22 protein-coding genes are annotated in these 22,014 nt (G+C 67.4%); 15 read left to right on the top strand and 7 right to left on the bottom strand.

All coding sequences use genetic code 11. The features are described 5' to 3' along the window. Positions 1–10: 10 nt before the first annotated feature. From V5F74_RS08930 to V5F74_RS08920, 3 genes are all read right to left on the bottom strand, one after another. Positions 11–802 carry an SDR family NAD(P)-dependent oxidoreductase gene (locus V5F74_RS08930; RefSeq protein ID WP_394007426.1) on the bottom strand — a complete coding sequence of 264 codons (792 nt, stop codon included), beginning with the start codon at positions 800–802 and terminating at the stop codon, positions 11–13. Between the two features lie 106 nt (positions 803–908). Further along, positions 909–1,964, bottom strand: a complete 1,056-nt coding sequence (locus V5F74_RS08925; RefSeq protein WP_394007424.1) for an ABC transporter substrate-binding protein — start codon at positions 1,962–1,964, stop codon at positions 909–911. Between the two features lie 24 nt (positions 1,965–1,988). Continuing rightward, positions 1,989–2,747: a cysteine hydrolase family protein gene (locus V5F74_RS08920; RefSeq protein ID WP_394007422.1), complete on the bottom strand. Its 759-nt coding sequence runs from the start codon at positions 2,745–2,747 to the stop codon at positions 1,989–1,991. A 133-nt stretch (positions 2,748–2,880) separates the two neighbouring features. Between V5F74_RS08920 and V5F74_RS08915 the strand changes: the two genes are divergently transcribed. Both V5F74_RS08915 and V5F74_RS08910 read left to right on the top strand, forming a co-directional pair. Next, positions 2,881–3,795, top strand: coding sequence for a LysR family transcriptional regulator (locus V5F74_RS08915; protein ID WP_394007420.1), 915 nt, complete (start codon positions 2,881–2,883; stop codon positions 3,793–3,795). Positions 3,796–3,894: 99 nt separating this feature from the next. Next, a complete protein-coding gene (locus tag V5F74_RS08910; protein ID WP_051678813.1) occupies positions 3,895–4,479 on the top strand; it encodes an NADPH-dependent FMN reductase in 585 nt (194 codons plus the stop codon). 18 nt (positions 4,480–4,497) lie between these two features. Here the strand turns inward: V5F74_RS08910 and V5F74_RS08905 are convergent, their stop codons facing one another. Further along, the gene (locus V5F74_RS08905) at positions 4,498–5,292 is read right to left on the bottom strand and encodes a DNA-binding transcriptional regulator (protein ID WP_029555716.1); all 795 of its coding nucleotides are present in this window, start codon (positions 5,290–5,292) and stop codon (positions 4,498–4,500) included. A 308-nt stretch (positions 5,293–5,600) separates the two neighbouring features. Between V5F74_RS08905 and V5F74_RS08900 the strand changes: the two genes are divergently transcribed. The 8 genes from V5F74_RS08900 to V5F74_RS08865 all read left to right on the top strand — a co-directional run bounded on the left by V5F74_RS08900 (position 5,601) and on the right by V5F74_RS08865 (position 13,379). Beyond that, entirely contained in the window at positions 5,601–6,542 is a 942-nt protein-coding gene (locus V5F74_RS08900; RefSeq protein WP_029555715.1) for a 3-carboxyethylcatechol 2,3-dioxygenase, read from the top strand. A gap of 43 nt (positions 6,543–6,585) precedes the next feature. Then, entirely contained in the window at positions 6,586–7,779 is a 1,194-nt protein-coding gene (locus tag V5F74_RS08895) for an acyl-CoA dehydrogenase family protein (RefSeq protein ID WP_029555714.1), read from the top strand. Positions 7,780–7,788: 9 nt separating this feature from the next. Then, complete coding sequence (locus tag V5F74_RS08890; protein WP_029555713.1) at positions 7,789–8,364, top strand: flavin reductase family protein; 576 nt, start codon at positions 7,789–7,791, stop codon at positions 8,362–8,364. Between the two features lie 2 nt (positions 8,365–8,366). After that, positions 8,367–9,233 carry an alpha/beta fold hydrolase gene (locus V5F74_RS08885; protein WP_394007418.1) on the top strand — a complete coding sequence of 289 codons (867 nt, stop codon included), beginning with the start codon at positions 8,367–8,369 and terminating at the stop codon, positions 9,231–9,233. A gap of 6 nt (positions 9,234–9,239) precedes the next feature. Then, the gene (locus V5F74_RS08880) at positions 9,240–10,046 is read left to right on the top strand and encodes a 2-keto-4-pentenoate hydratase (protein ID WP_394007417.1); all 807 of its coding nucleotides are present in this window, start codon (positions 9,240–9,242) and stop codon (positions 10,044–10,046) included. After that, entirely contained in the window at positions 10,043–10,990 is a 948-nt protein-coding gene (locus V5F74_RS08875; protein WP_029555710.1) for an acetaldehyde dehydrogenase (acetylating), read from the top strand. Before V5F74_RS08880 ends, V5F74_RS08875 begins: the two co-directional genes overlap by 4 nt. Further along, positions 10,990–12,021, top strand: coding sequence for a 4-hydroxy-2-oxovalerate aldolase (dmpG, locus tag V5F74_RS08870; protein ID WP_029555709.1), 1,032 nt, complete (start codon positions 10,990–10,992; stop codon positions 12,019–12,021). Before V5F74_RS08875 ends, dmpG begins: the two co-directional genes overlap by 1 nt. A 155-nt stretch (positions 12,022–12,176) precedes the next feature. Further along, positions 12,177–13,379 (top strand): MFS transporter, encoded by a 1,203-nt coding sequence (locus tag V5F74_RS08865; protein ID WP_394007415.1) that lies wholly within the window; start codon positions 12,177–12,179, stop codon positions 13,377–13,379. A gap of 82 nt (positions 13,380–13,461) precedes the next feature. Here the strand turns inward: V5F74_RS08865 and V5F74_RS08860 are convergent, their stop codons facing one another. Both V5F74_RS08860 and V5F74_RS08855 read right to left on the bottom strand, forming a co-directional pair. Beyond that, the gene (locus V5F74_RS08860) at positions 13,462–14,238 is read right to left on the bottom strand and encodes an enoyl-CoA hydratase-related protein (protein ID WP_394007413.1); all 777 of its coding nucleotides are present in this window, start codon (positions 14,236–14,238) and stop codon (positions 13,462–13,464) included. Between the two features lie 35 nt (positions 14,239–14,273). After that, a complete protein-coding gene (locus tag V5F74_RS08855) occupies positions 14,274–15,296 on the bottom strand; it encodes a zinc-binding dehydrogenase (RefSeq protein WP_394007411.1) in 1,023 nt (340 codons plus the stop codon). 164 nt (positions 15,297–15,460) lie between these two features. Here V5F74_RS08855 and V5F74_RS08850 point away from each other — a divergent pair, with 164 nt between their 5' ends. Continuing rightward, positions 15,461–16,627 (top strand): acyl-CoA dehydrogenase family protein, encoded by a 1,167-nt coding sequence (locus V5F74_RS08850; protein WP_394007409.1) that lies wholly within the window; start codon positions 15,461–15,463, stop codon positions 16,625–16,627. Here the strand turns inward: V5F74_RS08850 and V5F74_RS08845 are convergent. After that, positions 16,593–17,159 carry a MarR family transcriptional regulator gene (locus V5F74_RS08845; protein ID WP_024280803.1) on the bottom strand — a complete coding sequence of 189 codons (567 nt, stop codon included), beginning with the start codon at positions 17,157–17,159 and terminating at the stop codon, positions 16,593–16,595. The genes V5F74_RS08850 and V5F74_RS08845 overlap by 35 nt on opposite strands. Before the next feature lie 208 nt (positions 17,160–17,367). Between V5F74_RS08845 and V5F74_RS08840 the strand changes: the two genes are divergently transcribed. From V5F74_RS08840 to aliA, 4 genes are all read left to right on the top strand, one after another. Then, entirely contained in the window at positions 17,368–18,138 is a 771-nt protein-coding gene (locus V5F74_RS08840) for an SDR family NAD(P)-dependent oxidoreductase (RefSeq protein WP_394007407.1), read from the top strand. 11 nt (positions 18,139–18,149) lie between these two features. Then, positions 18,150–18,932: a 2-ketocyclohexanecarboxyl-CoA hydrolase gene (gene badI / locus V5F74_RS08835; protein ID WP_394007405.1), complete on the top strand. Its 783-nt coding sequence runs from the start codon at positions 18,150–18,152 to the stop codon at positions 18,930–18,932. A gap of 188 nt (positions 18,933–19,120) precedes the next feature. After that, complete coding sequence (aliB, locus tag V5F74_RS08830; RefSeq protein ID WP_394007403.1) at positions 19,121–20,293, top strand: cyclohexanecarboxyl-CoA dehydrogenase; 1,173 nt, start codon at positions 19,121–19,123, stop codon at positions 20,291–20,293. A gap of 22 nt (positions 20,294–20,315) precedes the next feature. Further along, positions 20,316–21,974 carry a cyclohexanecarboxylate-CoA ligase gene (gene aliA / locus V5F74_RS08825; RefSeq protein WP_029555702.1) on the top strand — a complete coding sequence of 553 codons (1,659 nt, stop codon included), beginning with the start codon at positions 20,316–20,318 and terminating at the stop codon, positions 21,972–21,974. Positions 21,975–22,014: the final 40 nt, after the last annotated feature.

Below are 22,014 nucleotides of genomic sequence, written 5' to 3'. Positions count from 1 at the left end.
GTCATCCTCCTCAGAGCATTGCCCAGCCGCCGTCGACCGGCATGTCGATGCCGGTGAGCTGGCGGGATACGTCGCTGGCGAGGAACAAGCAGGCGTTGGCCACGTCCTCGTCGGTGGTCACGCGGCGCAGGGCATAGTCCGCCGCGTGGCGGGCCATGGCCTCCTCCAGCGTGATGGAAAGCTTCCGCGCCATGTCGGCGCAGACCTTCTCGCGAAAGCGCGGGCCGTCCACCATGCCGGGCTCCACGCAGTTCACGTTGATGTTGTGCGGGCCCACCTCCAGCGCGAAGCTCTTGGTGATGCCGCGCAGGCCCCATTTGGAGGCCGAATAGGCCATGCGGCCGGCCCGCCCGCGCATGCCGAAGGTGCCCCCCACATTGACGATCTTGCCATAGCGGCGCTCGATCATGGTGGGCAGCACGGCGCGCATGGTGTGGAAGCAGCCGTTCATGTTGAGGGTGACGATCTCGTCGAACTCCGCGGGCGTCGTCTCCACGCCGGTCTTGCCGATGGGACCGGAGCCGCCGGCCACGTTGACGAGGATGTCCACCGTACCGAAGGCCTCGACCGTCCGCGCGGCGGCGGCATCGCAGGCATCGGCGTCGGTCAGGTCGCAGGCGATCACGAGCGCCTCGGCGCCGGCGGCGCGCACCTCGTCGGCGATCGGCGCGATGGCCGAAGTGTCACGGCCGATGAGGGCGAGGCGGCAGCCTTCGGCCGCGAAGGCGCGGGTGATGGCGGCGCCCATGCCCTTGGCGGGGCCGGTGATAAGCGCGACGCGATCCTTGAGCTTGAGATCCATGGGAGGTCCGTTGGGTAGGGGGCGGGCGCCGCTCCACTCACGGGAGCGGCGCCGGGTCGGGACGTCGGAACGTCTGGTTCAGAAGAGCTGGTTCAGAACAGCCGGTTCAGAACAGCTTCTTGGGCAGGTCCGCCACCGGCGGCAGGAAGGCTGGGTCGAAGATCTGCGAGGCCTTCGGGGTGGTGGGCAACTTGTTGGCGTCCACCAGGATGTCGATGGACTCCTGCAGGCGCTTCATGTCCACGTTGCCGAGGCCGATCTTGGCGATCTCCGGGTGGTTCATCTCCGCCTTCAGGGTGGCGTCGAGGCGCTCGGTCTCCACCGGGATCTTGATGAGGGGCTCGCGCTTGGCCACGGCGGCCACGGCCGCGTCCGGGTCCTTCAGCGTGTCGATGACGCCCTTGTTGAGGGCGCGCAGGAAGCCCTTGATGGCCTCGGGATTGTTCTTGATGAGATCGGCTGAGACGATGATGCCGTTGGAATAGAGGTCCATGCCGTAATCGCCGAAGTTGATGTAGCGCAGCTTGTCATCACCGGCGCCGATCAGCTTGGCGGAGAAGCGGATGGTGTTCACATAGCCGAACACCCCGTCCACCTGGCCCTGCATCAGCATCTGCTCGCGCAGGTTCGGCTGCATGTTGGTGATCTTGATGCCGGAGCAGTCGATCTTCGTCAGCTTGCAGAAGGCCGGGAAGAGCTTGAGCGCGCCATCATTGGCCGCGCCGCCGAGCGTCTTGCCTTCCAGATCCTTGGGCGTCTTGATGGGGCTGTCCGCCTTCACCGCGATGGTGAAGGGCGGCTGGTTGAACATGATGTAGACGGCGACGGGCGCGCCTTCCGGCTTCTTGGCGGCGAGCTCGATGAGCGCGTTCACATCGCCGAAGCCCATGTCATAGGTGCCGTTCGCCACCAGCGGCACCGCGGCGCCGGAGCCGTTGCCCTGATCGAAAGTCACGTCGAGACCCTCGGCCTTGAAGTATCCGCGGTCCTGCGCCAGGAAAAACATGCCCTGCGGGCCCTGATACTTCCAGTTGAGCACCATCTTCAGCTTGGTGTCCGCGAGCGCCGGGAGGCCGGCGGCGGCCGTGGAGGCGATGCCGAGGGCAAGGGCAAGCGCAAGTTTGCTGCGTGCGAGGCGTCGCGAGAGTATCCGGAGTGTCATTGTGATGGTCCCGTCTGGCTCTGGTTATTGTTGAGGCTGGTCTCGAAGGACGGCGAGCAGGTCGCCGCTCGAAAGCGTGACGCCGTAGAGCTGGCGCACGAGGAAGAGGATGGCTTCCGACACATAGGCCGGCGAGACGGTGGCGCAGGCGTCTTCCACCAGCAGACAGCCGTAGCCGCGGAAGCTCGCGTCGCAGAGCGTCGAGAAGACGCAGCGGTCGATGTTCACCCCTGAGAACAGCAGCGTGTCGATGCCGCGGTTGCGCAGGATGGAGTCGAGCTCGTTGTCGTGGAAGCCGGAGAGGCGATGCTTGTGCACCACGAGGTCGCCCGGCTCCGGCGCCAGCGCGTCGATGGTCGCGGCGCCCCAGTCGCCTTCCACGAGAATGCGCCCGCGCCCTTCCACCGAGGGATCGGCATAGACGGGCCGCGTGCCCGCGCCCGACGCCTTGGCGAGGAGCGGGGCCGACAGCTCCGCGCGATCCGCCCGCACCCCCCAGTTCACGAAAATGACAGGCAGGCCCGCCGCGCGGGTCGCCGCTGCCAGAGCCTGAAGGGTCGGCACGATGGCGAGGAGCGGGGAGGGATCGACACCGAAGCGGGGAAACCAGCCGTCGGGTTCGAGAAAATCGTTCTGCATGTCCACGATGACGAGCGCGCTGCGGGCGAGATCGATCTCGGCCGGCTGCGGCGCGCCGGGGATGGTCACCGGCCGGGGTGTCGGCACGGGACGGGCGAAGCGCAGCGGGGGCCGTTTCAGCGGGGGCTGGTCGGACGCGGACATAAGGAGCGTTCTCGCGACACGCCGGAGAGGAGCTCTCCTGCTGAGAGATGACATTGGCACGACGCAGTGATGCGATCCATTGCCGATTATTCCACATGCTGTAGCCTAAAAGGCTACGATGGGTGGAGACGACATGCGGCACCTCAGATTCCTGCGCTACATGGACGAGGTGGCGCGCACCGGCTCCATTCGCGGCGCCGCCGATCGGCTCAATGTGACGCCCTCCGCCCTCAACCGGCGCATCATGGATCTGGAGGAGGAACTGGGGCTGAAGCTGCTGGAGCGGCGCCCCCGCGGCGTGCGCCTCACCTCGGCCGGCGAGGTCTTCCTCACCTATGTGCGCGAGCAGCTGAACGACGCCGACCGGATGCGCTCGCAACTCGAGGATCTGCGCGGCCTGCGGCGGGGCACGGTGCGGATCGCCTGCAGCCAGGCATTGGCGCACGATTTCCTGCCGCGGCAGATCGGCGCCTTCCGCAAGCGCTATCCGCTGATGACGTTCGAGGTGATGGTGGTGGACCACGAGCGGGCCATGGGCCTGCTGGTGGATTATGTGGTGGACCTCATTCTCGTCTTCCGCCCGCCGTTTCTTGGGCGCCTGAGGCCGATCATGACCCTGCCGCAGCGGCTGGTGGCGCTGATGAACGCGGACCACCCGCTCGCCCGCAAGGCGAAGCTCCGCCTCGCCGACTGCACCGGCCATCCCCTCGCCTTGCCGGAATTCTCCACCGGCGGCCGGCAGATGATCGAGGAGCGGCTGTCCCGCGCGGGGCTGAAGCTGTCGGTGGCCGCCGAGACCAATTCCTTCGAGCTGCTGCGCGGCCTCGTTGCCCATACCGGCATGATCTCGTTCCAGATCGAGATCGGCGCCGAGCCGGATGCCATGCCGCCGGGTATCGTCGTGCGCCCGGTGGACGAGCGCGACCTGCCGAGCGCCGATCTGGTCCTGGGTCAGCTCCGCGACCGCAACCTGCCGCTGCCCAGCGCCCAGTTCGCCGAGCATCTGGCGGGCGCGCTGCGCGGGCGCATGGAGGTCCCGACGGGGTAGGGGCAATGGCCGCACGCCCCGGGGTGCAGCCGCGGTTACGATTGTCCATCGCACCACAGGACGCCATTCTGCGCGTCCGTTGCATGGAAGACGACCGACATGGAGACGACAATCAGGCTGATGCTGTTGAACGGCAGTCTCCGGCAGGGCTCGATCAATGGCGCGGTTCTCGCGACCGCCCGCGCTCTCGCGCCGGTCGGCACCCAGGCGCTGCTCTATCAGGGTATTGCAGGCCTCCCCCACTTCAATCCGGACGATGATGTGGATCCGCTCCACCCCAACGTGGTCGAGCTGCGTGAGGGAATCGGCAAGGCCGACGCCGTGCTCATCTCGACGCCGGAATATGCCGGATCGCTGCCGGGGAGCTTCAAGAATGCTCTCGACTGGACCGTGGGCGGAGCCAGCCTCTGTGAGCGGCCGGTTGGGTGGATCAATGCGTCCGCGGAAGGCCGTGCGCAGGATACCTATGCGGCGCTGAGACTCGTCCTGGAACGCGCCGGCGCCAGGATCATCGAGGCCGCTTGCCGCGACATTCCCGTGCCGAGGTCGGCCGTGGATGCCTCAGGCATCATCGCCGATCCTCACCTGCGTGCCGAGATCGGCTCGGTCGTCCGTTTGCTCGTCGCGGCAGCGAGATCGGGTCTGCCTGAGGATCAGCCCGCCGACACGGCGCATGTGCCGTAGCTGGGGGCACGGGGCCGCCTATGCGATCTCCGCTTTCATCGTCTCCGCCTCCAGGGAATTCACCACCTTGCGCAGCGAGTCCAGATAGCGCGAGGCCGCGACCGCAGTCGTCATCGCCGACGCAATGTAGACCACGCTCAGGCAGCCCAGAAGACCTTGCGCGCTGCGGATCGGAACGGCGATCCCGGCCATCTTCGGCTCTTCCGTCCAGTTCATGTGGTTGAAGCCATATCCCTGCTGCACCACGCGGGCGAGCAGGTCGTTCAGGGCCGGGCGGTCGCGGGCCAGCCGGCATTCCATTCGCGGCTGACGGGCGAGGAAATCGATGATGCGCTCGCGCTCATCCGCGGGACAGAAGGCGAGGTAGGCCGTGCCGCTGGCCGTCTGGAGCAGGGGCAGGCGCCGGCCAATCATGGAGCGATGGAACGAGAGCTTGCTGAAGCGGTGGGTGGTCTCGCGCACCACCATGGCGTCCACGTCGAAGGTGCACAGGTCCGTCGGCCAGCCCACCTCCCGCAGCAACTCGCCGAGCAGCGGCGAGGCCAGGGCCGAGATCCAGTGTTCGTCGCGAAAGCCTTCGCTGAGCTCGCGCACTCGAAGGTTCAGGCAATAGCGGTCATCGGACTCGCTGCGCCGGACATATCCCTCCGTCTGCAACGTCTCCAGAAGACGTTGCACGGTGGTGCGATGCAGCTTGGTCAGCTCGGCGAGGCGCGCGACGTTCGCGCCGCCATCCATGCGGTTGAGGACATTGAGGAGCGCGAGCCCCCGGCTGAGCCCCCGGACGTTCTTGTAGCGGCTCGCCTCCGCCATGTGGTTTCGCTCCCGACCTTTTCGCCAGCATAGACCAGGCGCGAAACGTTCGGCGCATTGCACGCGCAAAGGCCCGCCGCGCCTCGATCCTCGCCCCGCACCGATCTGCCCCCGGGCTTTCACGATGTCCCGGAATGATATTTGAAATCAATGATGTGCACTAGGTGCACATCCGAGCGGTTTGACGTTCCGTCTCCGCCGCCACCGCCCCTACAGTGCACGCATTCAAAATGAAGAACACGACCTGGAGGGGGGAGCTGGCCACGCGCTGTCGTCGGCCCGCAGCTTCCAAGGTCGAGGGAGCCAACATGACCATCATGCTCAAGTGCCTCTCGCACACGCCTTTGCGCGGGCTCAACGATCCCGCGCCCGAGGTGACTGCGGAAGTCGATGCCGTGCTGGCCCGCGCCCGCGCCGACGTGGAAGCATTCGACCCCGAGCTGATCGTGATCTTCGCGCCGGACCACTATAATGGCCTCTTCTACGACCTGATGCCGCCTTTCGTCATTGCAACGGCAGCGGAGTCGGTTGGCGATTACATGACGATGCATGGGCCGCTCTCGGTGGCGCGGGATCTCGCGCTCGACTTGACCCGCTTCGTCCTCGACCACGACGTGGACGTCTCCCTGTCCCATCGCCTCCAGGTGGACCACGGCTGCACGCAGACGCTCGAGGAGCTGACCGGCAGCCTGACCCGCTATCCTGTCATTCCCATCATCATCAATTCCGTCGCCCCGCCCTTTGCGCCCTATCGGCGCGTGCGCCGCCTCGGCGAGGTGGTGGGCCAGTTCATTGCCACCCTCGACAAGCGCGTGCTCGTGGTCGGCACGGGCGGCCTCTCCCATGAGCCGCCGGTGCCTCTGCTGGAAGGCGCGCCGGAAGCCATCGGCGAGTTTCTCATCTGCGGTCGCAATCCCACGCCCGAGGCCCGCGCGGCGCGGCAGGAGCGCACCATCGCCGCCGGCAAGATCTACGGCACGGACCTCTCCGCCCAGACGCCCCTCAACGCCGAATGGGACCAGGCCTTCATCGACCTGCTGCTCGGCGGACAGCTCGATGCCGTGGACGACTTCAGCATCGAGGACATCTCGAAGGAGGCCGGCCGCTCCACCCACGAGGTGCGCACCTGGGTGGCCGCCTTCGCGGCGCTTGCCGCTGCGCGGAACGGATACACCGCCCGCCGCGACTACTACCGCCCGATCAACGAGTGGATCGCCGGCTACGGCGTCATGAGCGCCGGGCCACGCTGACAGCGTGCACGCGACCCCAGCGAGGAACGCCAGGAGAATCAGCATGTTGGACAGATCGAGCTGCACGCCCACCGAAACCGAGATCGTCGCCCGCGCGACGGCCATGATCCCCTGGCTGCGCGAGCAAGCGGAGGCGGTGGAGAAGGCGCGCATGGTGCCGGCCGCCACCATCCAGGCCTTTCAGGATGCCGGCTTCTTCCGCATCCTCCAGCCGCGGCGCTGGGGCGGCTATGAGATGAGCCCCAACGTGCTCAACAGGGTGTTGATGGAGCTTGCCCGCGGCTGCCCCTCCAGCGCCTGGAACGTCATGGTCCTGGGCGTCCACCCGTTCGAGGTGGGCCTGCTCGATCCGCGCTGCGGCGACGAATTGTGGGGCGAGGATCCGACCCGGCTCGTCTCCTCCTCCTATGCCCCCTTCGGCACCGTGACGGCGGTGGACGGCGGCTACGTGCTCAAGGGCGAGTGGCTGACCTCGAGCGGCTGCGACCACGCCGAGGGCGGCGCCTTCCTCGGCGGTCGCGTCTTGGAGAATGGCGAGCAGGTGTTCCGCTCGTTCTGGGTGCAGAAATCGGATTTCGAGATCGTGGACGACTGGTTCGTCGTGGGTCTCGCCGGCACCGGCAGCAAGAAGCTGGTGGTGCGCGAGGCGTTCGTGCCGGCCTATCGCAGCCATGTCATCGCCGCCTATGGCGAGGAGACCCACGGCCACGTGGAAAATCTCTACAAGATGCCGTTCTTCTATGTGTTCTACGCGGCGGTGTCGTCCGTCATCGTCGGCATGGCCCGCGGCATGGCCGATCTCTACATCGAGCACATGCGGCCGCGTCAGAACCTCAACCAGGCCGTCGGCGCGGCGGTGAACGACCCCTTCATCAAGGCCCGCCTCGGCGAGGCGACCGCGAAGATCCTGGGGGCGGAAACCCGCATCCTGCACAACACCGACGAGGCGTGGAGCTATGCCGAGCGCGGCGAGCTGGTGCCCATCGACGTGCGCGTGCGCCACTTCGCCACCAACCAGTTCACCGGCGGCGAATGCTTTGACGCGGCCCACATGATCTTCAAGAAGACGTCGACGCGCGGCGTCTGGCTCAACAATCCCATGCAGCGCCAGCTGCGCGACATCCTGGTGGGTGCCAACCACATCACCCAGAACCAGGACAATATCGGCGACCTCCTTGGCGGCCAGATGCTCGGCAATCCCATGCCGGCCGCCAATCCATTCGGCGTGCGCGCCTGAGGCCCGGCCATGACAGAGAACATCAACACACAGACCATCAACCAGCGCCTTGACTGGGCGGCCAGCGAGGCCCTGCGCCACCTGCCCACCGCTAGCCCGGATGACCATCGCACCGGCATGCGGCACCTCGCTTCCGGCGTCTCCATCATCACCACGTGCGACGGCGAGACCAAGGTCGGGCTCACCGCCACTGCGGTGTGTTCCGTCACCGTCGATCCGCCCCGCATGGTGGTTCTGGTCAACAAGAAAGTGGCCGCGGCCGACAGCATCCTCGCCAGCGGCTCCCTGTGCATCAACGTGCTCTCCGCGGGGCAGGCGCACCTCGCCAAGGTGTTCGCCGGCATGGTGGAGGGCGTGTTTGGCCCCGCCCGTTTCGAGCATGGCGGCTGGCAGACCCGCGTCTCCGGCGCACCCGTGCTGGAGGGGGCGCTCGCCACCTTCGACTGCCGGGTGGTGAAGGTGTTCGACGAGAGCACCCACCATGCCCTGCTGTGCGAGGTGCTGGACGCCTCCGAGCCGCCGGGCGGCGAGCCCCTGATCTATGTGAACGGCGCCTTCTGCCGCGTCAGCCCCCTGGAATCCTGAGCATGAGCGAACCCTTCACGGAAGCCGGCACCAGCCGCTTCGCCCGCGTGCCCGAAGCCGGCGGCGAACTCACCATCCATTACAACGACTGCGATCCCGGCAATGCCCGCGAGACCGTGGTGATGCTGCACGGCTCCGGCCCCGGCGCGTCAGGCTGGGCCAACTTCAACCGCAACATCGCGCCCCTCGTCGAGGCGGGCTATCGCGTGCTGCTGGTGGATTGCCCCGGCTGGAGCAAGAGCGACACCATCGTCTCAACCGGCTCGCGCTCCAACCTCAATGCGCGTGTGCTGGCTGGCGTGGTGGAAGCGCTGGGGCTGGAGCGCATCCACATCCTCGGCAATTCCATGGGCGGCCACAGCGCTGTCGCCTTCGCCCTCGACCATCCGGGCAAGGTTGGAAAGCTCGTTTTGATGGGCGGCGGCACGGGCGGGGCGAGCCCCTTCGCGCCCATGCCCACGGAGGGCATCAAGCTCCTGAACGCGCTTTATCGCGCGCCGACCATCGAGAACCTGAAGGCGATGATGGCCGTCTTCGTGTTCGATCCCAATGATTTGACCGAAGATCTCTACCGCACGCGCCTTGAGAACATGCTCCAGCGCCGCGATCATCTTGAGAACTTCGTCAAAAGCCTTGAGGCGAACCCGAAGCAGTTCCCCGATTTCGGCCCGCGCCTGGGCGAGATTTCGGCGCCCACCCTCGTCATATGGGGGCGCAACGATCGCTTCGTGCCGCTGGATGCAGGGCTGCGGCTGCTGGCCGGCATTCCGCGCTCCGAGCTGCACATCTTCGGCAATTGCGGGCACTGGGCCCAGTGGGAGCACGCCAACGCGTTCAACGCGCTGGTGCTCGAATTTCTTTCAAGGTGATTTGAGATGAGCACACAGCAGATCCGCGAAGCGGCGGACCGCCTCTTCGCCGCGGCGCGCACGGCCGTGCCCTGCGAGCCGGTGCGGGACCTGATCGGCCTCGACCTGAAGGCCGCCTACGAGGTCCAGTTCCTGAACACAAAGCGGGCGGTGGCGGAGGGGCGGCGCCTCGTGGGCCGCAAGATCGGCCTCACCTCCCGCGCCGTCCAGCAGCAGCTTGGCGTGGACCAGCCGGACTTCGGCGTGCTGTTCGCCGACATGGAGTATTGCGACGGCGAGGAGGTGCTCTTCGCCCGCCTGCTCCAGCCGAAGGCGGAGGCGGAAGTCGCCTTCGTGCTGAGGGCGGACCTTGCGGCGGCGGACGTCACCCCCACCGAGGTGTGCCGCGCCATCGACTATGTGGCCCCCGCCATCGAGATCGTCGGCAGCCGCGTGCAGAACTGGGACATCAAGATCTCGGACACCATCGCCGACAACGCTTCCAGCGGCGTCTACGTGATGGGCGGTCCCATCCGCCGGCTGGAGGATACGGACCTCGCCGGCCTCGGCATGGTGCTCAATCGCAACGGCACGGCCGCATCCTTCGGCGGCGGCGCGGCCTGCCTCGGCAACCCGCTCACCGCGGTGCTGTGGCTCGCCCGCACCTGCGCCGCGCTGGGAACGCCGCTGAAGGCCGGGGACGTGGTGCTCAGCGGCGCCCTCGGCCCCATGGTCCCGGTCGCGCCCGGCGATGTGCTGGAGGCGCGCATCGCGGGGCTCGGCGCAGTGAAGGTCGCCATCGGAACACCCGGCACCACGGAGAAGCAGGCATGAGCACGCCCAAGATCAAGGCCGCGATCATCGGGTCTGGGAATATCGGCACGGACCTGATGATCAAGATCATGCGCATGTCGCGCCATCTGGAGATGGGCGCCATGGTGGGGATCGATCCGGCGTCCGACGGCCTCGCCCGCGCGGCGCGGCTCGGGGTGCCGGTGACGCACGAGGGCATCGAGGGCCTCACCCGCCTGCCCAATTACGCCGAGATCGGCGTCGTGTTCGACGCCACCTCCGCCAAGGCCCACATCGCCAATGACGCGGTGCTGCGGAAGGATGGCAAGAAGGTCATCGACCTCACCCCCGCCGCCATCGGCCCCTTCACCATTCCCGCCATCAACGGCGAGGCCAATCTCGACGCGTCCAACGTCAACATGGTCACCTGCGGCGGACAGGCCACCATCCCCATGGTCCATGCCGTGCGCCGCGCCACCGACCGGGTGATCTGGGGCGAGATCGTCGCCTCCATCTCCTCCAAATCCGCCGGCCCCGGCACCCGCGCCAATATCGACGAGTTCACCGAGACGACGTCGAAGGCCATCGAGGTGCTCGGCGGCGCCGAGCGCGGCAAGGCGGTCATCATCCTCAATCCGGCGGAGCCGCCCCTCATCATGCGCGACACCGTCTTTACCCTGTCCCAGGGCGGCACGCGCGAGGCCATCGAGGCCTCCATCCTGGAGATGGTCGAGACCGTGAAGGCCTACGTGCCCGGCTATCGCCTCAAGCAGAAGGTGCAGTTCGAGGAGATCGGCAACAACGCGCCCGTCCGCATCCCGGGCGTCGGCCCGGTGACCGGCCTCAAGACCACCATCCTGCTCGAGGTGGAGGGCGCTGCCCACTATCTGCCGGCCTATGCCGGAAACCTCGACATCATGACCTCGGCCGCTTTGGTCTCCGCCGACCGCTGGGCCGCCCGTTTCCTCGCGAAGGAGGCCGCGTGATGGCCCGCCCGAACCCCGGCAAGCTCTACATCCAGGACGTCACCCTGCGCGACGGCATGCACGCCATCCGCCACCAGTATTCGCTCGACACGATCCGGGCCATCGCCCGGGCGCTGGACCGGGCCGGCGTGGACGCCATCGAGATCAGCCATGGCGACGGCCTCACCGGCGCCACCTTCAACTACGGTTTCGGCGCCCATGACGACCTCGAATGGATCGCCGCGGTGGCGCAGGAATGCAGCCGCGCCGTCGTTACCGTCCTGCTCATCCCCGGCATCGGCACGGTGCATGATCTGAAAGCGGCCTACGACGCGGGCGCCCGCTCGGTGCGGGTGTGTACCCACTGCACCGAGGCCGACGTGTCGCGCCAGCACATCGAGGCGGCCCGGGCGCTCGGCATGGACACGGCGAGCTTTCTGATGATGGCGCACATGATCCCGGCCGAGAAGCTGGCCGAGCAGGCGCAGCTGATGGAGAGCTACGGTTCGGAATGCGTCTATGTGACGGATTCCGCCGGGGCCATGCTGCCGGAGGACTATACGCTGCGCGTGCAGACGCTCCGCGACTTGCTGAAGCCGGAGACGGAGATCGGCGTCCACACCCATCACAACCTGACCCTCGGCGTCGCCAATGCGGTGGCGGGCATCGAGGCGGGGGCGGTGCGGGTGGATGCGTCTCTGGCCGGCATGGGCGCGGGCGCGGGCAATGCGCCGCTGGAGGCGCTGATCGCCGTGCTGAACCGCAAGGGCATCGCCACCGGCTGCGACCTCAACATCCTGATGGACGCCGCCGATGATCTGGTGCGTCCGCTGCAGGACCGGCCGGTGCGGGTGGACCGGGAAAGCCTCTCGCTGGGCTATGCCGGGGTCTATTCCAGCTTCCTGCGCCACGCCGAGGCCGCCTCGAAGACCTATGGCGTCGACACCCGCGACATCCTCGCCGAGCTCGGCCGCCGCCGCATGGTCGGCGGACAGGAGGACATGATCGTCGATGTGGCGCTCGATCTCGCCCGGGCGGCGGCCGCCGCCTGACAGCGCCGCTCAACACAATCCACCGCGCCCGGTCCCGCACGGCTCGTCCCGTGCGGGACCGGGCGCACACCGAGAAGAACCGCGGGGCCTGCCGGCCATCGGCGGACGGACAAGACAGCGGCCGCAACAGGCCGCGCCGGATGGGAGGAAAGCAAATGTCGACTGCCTTGAAAACAAGCCCTGCGGGAAGCCGGGCGCTCCTTTACGTCTCGCTGGCCGCCGTGATCGAAGGCTTCGATCTGCAGGCCGCGGGCATCGCCGCCCCCAAGATCGGGCCGGCCTTCCACATGACGCCCCAGCAGATGGGGCTGTTCTTCTCCTCGGCCACCCTGGGCCTCATGATCGGGGCCTTGATCGGCGGCTATACGGCGGACCGCTGGGGCCGGCGCGCAGGGCTCCTCATCGCGCTGGTGGCCTTCGGCTTCGCCTCCATCGCGACCATCCTCGCCACCTCCGTGGAGGCGCTGGTGGTGCTGCGCTTCCTCACCGGCGTCGGGCTGGGCGGCGCGCTGCCGAACCTCGTCTCCATCGCCTCGGAGGCGGTGGGGCCGGAGCGGAAGGGGCGGGCGGTGGCCCTCATGTATGCCGGCATGCCGCTGGGCGCGGCGGTGGCGAGCCTCGTCGCTTTGCTCGACCTGCATGGCGGGGACTGGCGCTCCATTTTCCTCGTGGGCGGCGTCCTGCCCCTGATCCTTGTGCCGTTCATCTACATGGGCCTGCCGCCGCTGAAGATGGCGCCCGCCACCTCCGGACAGAAGACGCCGTGGACGGAGGTGTTCCGTCCCGACTCGATGGTCGCCACTTTGCTGCTCTGGGGGGCCTTCTTCCTCGGCCTGATGGTGGTCTATCTGCTCATGAACTGGCTGCCGCAGCTGCTTGTGGCGCAGGGCTTCTCGCGCAGCGAGGCGTCGTTCGCCCTCATCCTGTACAGCCTTGGCGGCGCCGTCGGCAGCCTCATCGGCGGGCGGGTGCTGGACGGGCGCCAGCGTGGCATCGCCATCGCCGCCAGCTTCGCCTTCGTGGCGGCTGCCCTCGCCATGCTGGGCCTGCTTCAGCCGGCGCTCGCCACCATGCTGTTCACCGTGACGCTGGTGGGCGTCGGCGTGCTGTGCGTGCAGTCGATCCTCTACGGCATCGCCCCCCAATGCTATCCGGCGGAAATCCGCGGCACGGGCGTTGGTGTCGTGGTTGCGGTCGGCCGCCTCGGCTCCATGGCAGGGCCGCTGCTCGCCGGGGTTCTGGTGGCGCAGGGCATCACGCCGGCCGGCGTGATGCTGGTGCTGGTGCCGGTCATCCTCGTCTGCGGCCTCGGCACCCTGGCCTTGGTGGCGCGCCGGTTCCGCCCGGTCCTCGCCTGAGCCCGTTCCCGCGCCTCGTACTGCACGGGGCGCGGGACCATCGCCGGACGGCGGGACGAAGCCCAGTTCGTACCCCGTCCGGTCAGAGCCCGCGGAAGGTCGGCCTGCGTTTTTCCGCAAAGGCGTTCATGCCCTCGCGCCGGTCCTCAAGGGCAAAGGTGGCATAGAGGAGCCTGCGCTCCACATAGAGGCCCTCCTGGAGATGCGTCTCATACGCCTGGGTCACGGCTTCCTTGGCGAGGCGCACCACGGGCCGGGACGAGGTGGAGATTTGCGCGGCGATCGCGACCGCTTCCGCGACATGGGTGCCAGCGGGCACCACGCGACTGACCAGCCCCAGCGCCTGCGCCTCTGCCGCGGACAGGGCCCGGCCGGTGAGGATCATGTCCATGGCCACGGCCTTGCCGACGATGCGCGTCAGGCGCTGGGTGCCGCCGGCACCGGGAATGATGCCGATGGTGGTCTCCGGCAGGGCGAAGCGGGCCGTCTGTGACGCCACGATGATGTCGCACATCAGGGCCAGCTCGCAGCCGCCGCCGATGGCATGCCCCGACACCGCCGCGATGGTCGGCTTGCGGACCCGCGACACGCCTTCCCACGTGGCCGTGATGAGCTGCTCCTCATAGACTTCGGCGAAGGTCTTGTCCTTGATCTCCTTGATGTCGGCCCCGGCGGCGAAAGCCTTGTCCGATCCCGTGATCACGATCGCGCCGATGTCCCCGTCGGCATCGAAGGCGGCGGCGGCGTGGGACAGCTCGGAGGTGATCTGGTGGTTCAGGGCGTTGAGCGCCTCCGGCCGGTTGAGGGTGATGATGCCGACGGGCCCCTGCGTGGCGACGAGCACGGTCTCATAGGTCATGTCTATGGCCTTCGATTGAGTTCATGAGATGCGGATCAGGAGATGCGGATCAGGATCTTGCCCATGCGGGCCGGGTCTTCGAGGTGGGCGAAGGCGGAGGGCACGTCGGCCAGCGGGAAGGCGCGGTCGATGCGGGGCGTGAAGCCGCCGCCGTGCCATGCGAGGAGGAGGCGGCGGAATTCGTCCATGGAGCCCATGGTGGAGCCGTGCACCGACAATTGCCGGATGAACAGGCGCTGGAGGTCCGCCGAGGGATGGGCGCCCGTCGTCGCGCCGCAGGTCACGAGATGGCCACCGCGGGCGAGGGCCTTGAGGGAGGTGCCCCACGTGCGCTCGCCCACATTGTCGATGACGAGATCCGCGCCTTCGCCTCCGGTCAGGGCCAGCACCGCCCTGGCGACGTCGGCGTCGCGATAGTCCAGAGCCTCCACGCCGAGGCTGCGGAAATGCGCGAGCTTGTCCGGCCCGGTCGTGGTGACGATGACCCGCGCGCCCGCCATGCGGGCGAGTTGCACGGCGGCATAGGAGACGCCGCCGCCGGCCCCCTGGACGAGCACCACCGTGCCTGGCCCGGCCGGCGCCTTGCCGAACACCATGCGCCAGGCGGTGAGATGGGCGACGCCCAATACGGCCGCCTGGTCCATATCGGCGTCGTCCGGCAGCTTCAGCAGAGCGCGCGCGGGGAGCGCCACATATTCGGCGAAGGTGCCGTGGCGGTGCTCGCCCAGAATCTTGGCGTGGTGGCAGAGAGGCTGGTCGCCGTTGAGACAAGGCCGGCAGGTGCCGCAGAATTCGTAAGGGTAAAGGATCACCCGGTCGCCCGGGGCAACGCCCGATCCAGCAGGCGCCTCGGCCACCACGCCCACGCCGTCCACCCCCATGATGAGCGGCAGCTGGTGGGTGATGCCCGCGCCCGAGTCGCGCATGTAGAGATCGACGCGGTTGACCGATGCCGCCAGCATCCGAACCTTTGCCCATCCCTCGGGCACGGCGGGTTCGGGCATGTCGCGAAGAGCGACGCCATGGGTGCCGCGTTCCGTCAACACAATGGCCTTCATGGTCTTCCTTCCCAAATCAGGATGATATGTTGCCTTATTTCCGCAAGCCGAGCACGGCGCGGGTGGGCTTAGGAATCCAATATTTATGGCTTCATGTCACCATCTTGCGGGTTGAGTCTCTCGCATATATAGGACAACATATTTCCATAATAGGGGAGGATGTCATGGCCTTGGATCCCGGGACCCTGTCCCAGCTGCTGGATGCAATCCGCCGGTTCGTCGACGAGCGGCTGATCCCCGCGGAGGCCGAGGTGGCCGAGACTGACGCCATTCCGGCTGCCATCGTCGCGGAGATGCGCGAGCTGGGCCTGTTCGGCCTCACCGCGCCGGAGGAGTATGGCGGCCTCGGCCTTGTGATGGAGGAGGAGGTGCTCGCCATTTTCGAGCTGGGCCGCGCCGCCCCCGCCTTCCGGTCCATGTTCGCCACCAATGTGGGCATCGGCATGCAGGGCATCGCCATCGACGGCACGGCGGAGCAAAAGGCGAAATATCTGCCGGGCCTGGCCTCCGGCGAGATCATCGGCTCGTTCGCCCTGACCGAGCCGGACGTGGGATCCGATGCGGGTTCGGTGAAGACCACGGCGCGCCGCGACGGCGACGTCTATGTGCTGAACGGCACCAAGCGTTTCATCACCAATGCGCCGCATGCCTGCCTGTTCACCGTGATGGCGCGCACCGATCCCGCCCAGAAGGGCGCCGCGGGCGTCTCGGCCTTTGCGGTGGAGCGTGGAACGCCGGGCCTCACCACGGGCAAGCCGGAAAAGAAGATGGGCCAGCAGGGCGCGCATGTGTGCGATGTCATCTTCGACGATTGCCGCGTGCCGGCCTCTGCCTTGATCGGCGGCGTGGAGGGGCAGGGCTTCAAGACTGCCATGAAGGTGCTGGACAAGGGGCGCCTGCACATCGCTGCCGCCTGCGTGGGGCTCGCCGAGCGCATCCTGGACGACATGCTGGCTTATGCGGTGGGGCGCCGGCAGTTCGGCCGGCCGCTGGCCGACTTTCAGCTGCTTCAGGCCATGTTCGCCGATTCGAAGGCCGATGCGTATGCCGCCCGCTGCATGGTGCTCGATGCGGCGCGAAAGCGCGATGCCGGACAGGACGTGAGCGTCGAGGCCTCCTGCGCCAAGATGTTCGCCTCGGAGGCGGTGGGGCGGATTGCCGACCGGAATGTCCAGGTCCACGGCGGCAACGGCTATATCCGCGAGTATCGCGCCGAGCAGCTCTATCGCGACGCCCGCCTGTTCCGCATCTACGAAGGCACCACGCAGATCCAGCAGATCATCATCGCCAAGGCGCTCACCGCCGAGGCGAAGGGACGCGCCGGACTCTAGGTGTCGGCGCGGCTGCCGCCACCGGTGCCTCCTCCTGGTGGCGGGCTGCGCTTTCCGGATCAATCGCCTTGAAGTTGTTCAGCATCTTGTCGAGGTAATGGATCATGTGGATCCGATCCTCGGTGGAGAAGCCCGCCAGCGCGGCATCGTAATAATCGGCGATGACCGGGCGCATGTTCGCATCCCAAAGGCTTCGCCCCTTGGGTGTCAGGCGGATGAGGCGTGAGCGGTTGTCGTTGGCGTCGACCGTGCGCTCCACATAGTCCATGGCCTCGAGCCGCTGCAGCACGCCGGCAAGGTTCTGGCGCGTGACCAGCAGGAAGGCGGCGAGGTCGCCCACGGCCACGCCCTCCGCGAACGCCGGGCGGGTGAGGGCGCCGAGCACGGCCCACTGCTGGGTGGTGATCTCGTAGTCGTCCAGCGCCCTTGTTCCGGTCTTATGCAACATGTTTGCGCATTGGTAGAGCCGGAAGAAGAGCCTGTTGCTCAGGCCCGGCGAAATCCCGCGTGAAGTGCCACCAGTCTTTGTCATGTCAGCACTTTGACCGCGCCGCACGGCTCGGTCAAGGGATCGGGGCTTGGTCAAAATAAGGAAATATATTGACCTAAAATGCGGGAGCCGCTAAACCGGAAGTCACAAGAGCGACGGGTGTATCGGGGAGCGGGCGCTTCGCCGGAACAGGCGAAAATGCCGGGACCCTGCGCTTCGGCCCAGCCCACGATCATGGAGGACGACCACCGTGCGAGGCCTAAAGGGTAAAATAGTTGTCGTAACTGGCGGCGGCGGCGGAATCGGATCGGCAACTTGCCGGCGCTTCGCCGAGGAAGGCGCACGCGTGGTTGTCGCCGACATCGGCGCCGCGGCGGCCGAGAAGGTTGCCGAGGAGATCAAGGCGGCCGGCGGCGAGGCCATCACCATGGTGGTGGACCTCACCGATGCCGCCGCCACTGCCGCGGCCGTGGCCGAGGTGGAGGGCGCCCTGGGGCCCATCGACATCCTGGTCAACAATGCGGGCTGGGACCTGTTCGTCCCGTTTCTGAAGTCGGAACCCGACTTCTGGAGCAAGATCATCGACATCAACCTGCGCTCGGTGCTGAACATCACCAAGCCGGTGCTTGGCTCCATGGTCGCGCGCGGCGTTGCCGGACGCGTGGTCTCCATCGGCTCGGATGCGGGGCGGGTCGGCTCCTCGGGTGAGGCGGTTTATGCCGCCTGCAAGGCGGGCGTCATCGCCTTCATGAAGACCCTCGCCCGCGAGCATGCCCGCAACGGCATCACCTTCAACACGGTTTGCCCGGGCGTGACCGAGACGGCCATGCTGGAAAGCTTCATGGAGGCGGCCGGCGACAAGGACAAGCTGCGCACCGCCTTCACCCGCGCGGTGCCGCTCGGACGCCTCGGCAAGCCCGAGGACCTGCCCGGCGCCATCCTGTTCCTGTCCAGCGACGACGCCGCCTTCATCACCGGCCAGGTGATCTCGGTCTCCGGCGGCCTGACCATGCACGGCTGATGGAGGACATGATGAGCTATACCGACATCCTCTACGAAATCCGCGGCGGCGCCGCGTGGATCATCATCAACCGGCCGGACAAGTACAACGCCTTCCGCGGCCACACCGTGGACGAGCTGATCCATGCCTTCCAGACCGCCGGCTGGGATCGCAAGGTGGGCGTGATCGTGCTCACCGGCGCCGGCGACAAGGCTTTCTGCACCGGGGGCGACCAGTCGGCCCATGACGGCCAGTACGACGGGCGCGGCGTCATCGGCCTGCCCATCGACGAGCTGCAGAGCCTGATCCGCGACGTGCCGAAGCCGGTCATCGCCCGCGTGAACGGCTTCGCCATCGGCGGCGGCAACGTGCTCGCCACCATCTGCGACCTTACCATTGCGTCGGACAAAGCCCAGTTCGGGCAGGTCGGCCCCAAGGTGGGTTCGGTCGATCCGGGCTTCGGCACCGCCTATCTCGCGCGCGTGGTCGGCGAGAAGAAGGCGCGCGAGATCTGGTACCTCAACAAGCGCTACAGCGCCGCCGAGGCGCTGGCCATGGGCCTCGTCAACACGGTCGTTCCGCACGAGGAACTTGACGCCGAGGTGGACCGCTGGGTCGCCGAGCTGATGGAGCGCTCCCCCACGGCGCTCGCCCTCGCCAAGGTGTCCTTCAATGCCGACAGCGAGAACATCCGGGGCATCTCCGCCCTCGGGATGCGGGCGCTGAGCCTCTATTACGACACCGACGAAAGCAAGGAAGGCGGCGTCGCCTTCCGCGAGAAGCGCAAGCCCGACTTCCGCAAGTTCGGCAAGTAGGGCTTCGCGCCGTCGTCTGGTCCCGTCCCGCCAGGGGGCGCAAGGGACAGGACGGCTCCGCCATGCCGCACGTCAGGGCGTCGGCATGGCGGACGACCACAGGGCCGCGCACGGGCGGTCGCGCCGAACCCGGCGGGGAAACGCCGGGGCAGCAAGAACAGCACGCAGGAAACCAAGGCAGGCAAGCCATGACACCCACGGCGTATCCAACGGTTTTCGATACTGAAGACCTCGTCGCCCTGCGCGATCTTGCGGCGAAATTCGCCGCCGAAAAGCTCGCGCCCGGCTACAAGGAACGCGAGCGCACCGGCACGTTCGGCACGGATCTGGTGCGCGAAATGGGCAGCCTCGGCCTCATCGCGCCCGAGCTGCCCGAAGAATTCGGCGGCAGCAGCGCCGGCTCCATCTATTCGGGCGTCATCATCGAGGAGATCGCCAAAGGCGATTTCAACTTCGGCTATATCAACGTCCTCGCCTCGCTCAACGGCCAGATCCTCGCGAACTTCGCCAATCCCGAGATCAAACGCCACTGGCTGCCGAAGCTGACCGCCGGCGAGATCCTGCTGGCCATCGCCCTCACCGAGCCGCGCGGTGGCTCGGACGCGGCCAATCTGGGCCTGCGGATGGAGCGCGACGGCGACCATTACGTCATCAACGGCGAGAAGACCTCCATCTCGGCCGCCGACCAGGCCGCCGCCGCCGTCGTCTTCGCCCGCACCGGGCGGCCCGAGGACAAGGCGCACGGCGTCTCCGCCGTCTTCGTGCCCATGGACACCCCCGGCATCTCGACCACCCGCTTCACCGACCTCGGCCAGCATGCCATCGGCCGCGGCTCCATCTTCTTCGACAATGTGCGGGTGCCGGCCGATCACCTGCTCGGGGGGGAGAACAAGGGCTTCGTGCAGGTGATGCAGGGCTTCGATTTCTCCCGCTCGCTCATCGGCCTGCAATGCCTCGGCACGGCCCGCCAGTCCCTTGCCGAGGCGTGGGCCTACATCGGCGAGCGGCGCGCCTTCGGCAAGCCGCTGGCGGCCTTCCAGGGCATCACCCACCAGCTTGCCGACTTCGACACCCGTGTCGAGGGCGCCCGGCTGCTGAGCTACAACGCGCTGTGGCTGAAGGACAATGGCCTGCCCCACGTGGCGGAGGCGGCGATGGCCAAGTGGTGGCCGCCGCTCCTCGCCTATGAGGCGATCCACGCCTGCCTGCTGATCCACGGCCACGCCGCCTATTCCACCGAGTTGCCGTTCGAGCAGCGGCTGCGCGACGTGCTGGGCCTCCAGATCGGCGACGGCACTGCGCACATCATGAAGAACATCATCGCCCGCGAACGGGCGGGTCGGGTCGCGGTCAACGGCTGATCCGGAGACAGGGGAGGACACCATGCAATTCGACGCCGTGCTCATCGAGCCCCGCCGCGCCCGGATGGAGGCCGAAGGCTTCTGGCAGGGCAAGACCCTGCTCGACTATTTCGACGTTTGCCTCGCCGAGAAACCTGATGCCGTGGCCGTGCTCACCGTCGTAACCGGCAGCGGGACGCGGCGCGAAATGACCTATGCGGAGATCGACCGCCTCGCCTGGCGCGCCGCCGCCGGGCTCCGCCGTCTCGGCCTCGGCAAGGACGACGTCCTGTCCTGCCAGCTACCGAACGGGTGGGAATTCGTCGTCCTCTACATCGCCTGCCTCCGGCTGGGCGTCGTCTTCAACCCGGTGATGCCCATCTTCCGCGAGCATGAGCTGTCGTTCATGCTCCGCCACGGCGAGACCAAGGTGTTCGCCATTCCCCGCGTCTTCCGCGGCTTCGACCACGAGGCGATGGCGCACCGGCTGAAGGCTGACCTGCCCGACCTGCGCCATCTGGTCGTGGCCGGAGGCGAGGGGCCGGACGCATTCGAGGCATCGCTGCTCGATCCCGCGCTGGATGCGGACGTGCCCGCCGCCCGGGACATCAGCGCCCGCGACCGCAGCGGTGCGAACGCCGTGTGCCAGCTCATCTACACCTCGGGCACCACGGGCGAGCCCAAGGGCGTGATGCACACCGCCAACACCATGTATTCCAACCTGTTCGCCTATGCGGACCGGCTCGGGCTCGGCGCATCGGACGTGGTGTTGATGGCCTCTCCCATGGCCCACCAGACCGGCTTCATGTACGGCCTGCTGATGCCCTTCATGCTCAAGGCCCGCATGGTGCTGATGGACAGCTGGGACAAGGCGCAGGCGGCGCGCGTCATCGAGCAGGAAGGTGTCACCTTCACCATGGCTTCGACGCCCTTCCTCATGGACCTGACCAACACGGTTGAGGAACTGGGCGCGGATTCCTCCTCGCTCCGCATCTTCCTGTGCGCCGGCACCGCCATTCCGGGGGCGCTGGTGGAGCGGGCGCGGAAGGTTCTGGGCACCAAGATCATCTCCGCCTGGGGCATGACCGAGAACGGCGCGCTGACGCTCGTTTCTCCCTCCGACCCGGACGAGCGCTCCATCAACACGGACGGCTTCGTGCTGCCCGGCATGGAGATTCAAATCCGCGCCGCCGACGGCACCGCGCTCCCGGTCGGCCAGGAGGGCGCGCTCTTCGTGCGGGGCTGCTCCAATTTCGGCGGCTATCTCAAGCGACCGCAGTGGAACGCCACCGATGCCGATGGCTGGTTCGATACCGGCGACATCGCGCGCATGGACGAGCAGGGCTACATCCGCATCTGCGGGCGCACCAAGGACGTCATCATCCGCGGCGCGGAGAACCTGCCCGTGGTCGAGATCGAGTCGGTGCTCTACAAGCACCCGAGCATCCAGCAGGTGGCTATCGTCGCCTATCCCGACGAGCGGCTCGGCGAGCGGGCCTGCGCCTTCGTCGTGCCGAAGGCGGGGAAGACCTTCAGCTTCGACGAGATGATCGCCTTCCTCGATAGCCAGCATCTCGCCAAGCAATACTTTCCCGAGCGGATCGAGGTGGTCGATCAACTGCCGTCCACCGCCTCCGGCAAGATCCAGAAATTCGCCCTGCGGACCCTGCTGCGCGAGCAATACGAGCAGTCCCGCTCCTGATGGCCGCCTTGCGCCCCGGCGCTTCCCGTGCGCCGGAGCG

Source organism: Xanthobacter aminoxidans (assembly GCF_043193615.1).
Taxonomy (GTDB): domain Bacteria; phylum Pseudomonadota; class Alphaproteobacteria; order Rhizobiales; family Xanthobacteraceae; genus Xanthobacter; species Xanthobacter aminoxidans.
Note: the sequence above shows the minus strand (reverse complement) of the source record. Positions and strands in the feature narration are given on the sequence as shown.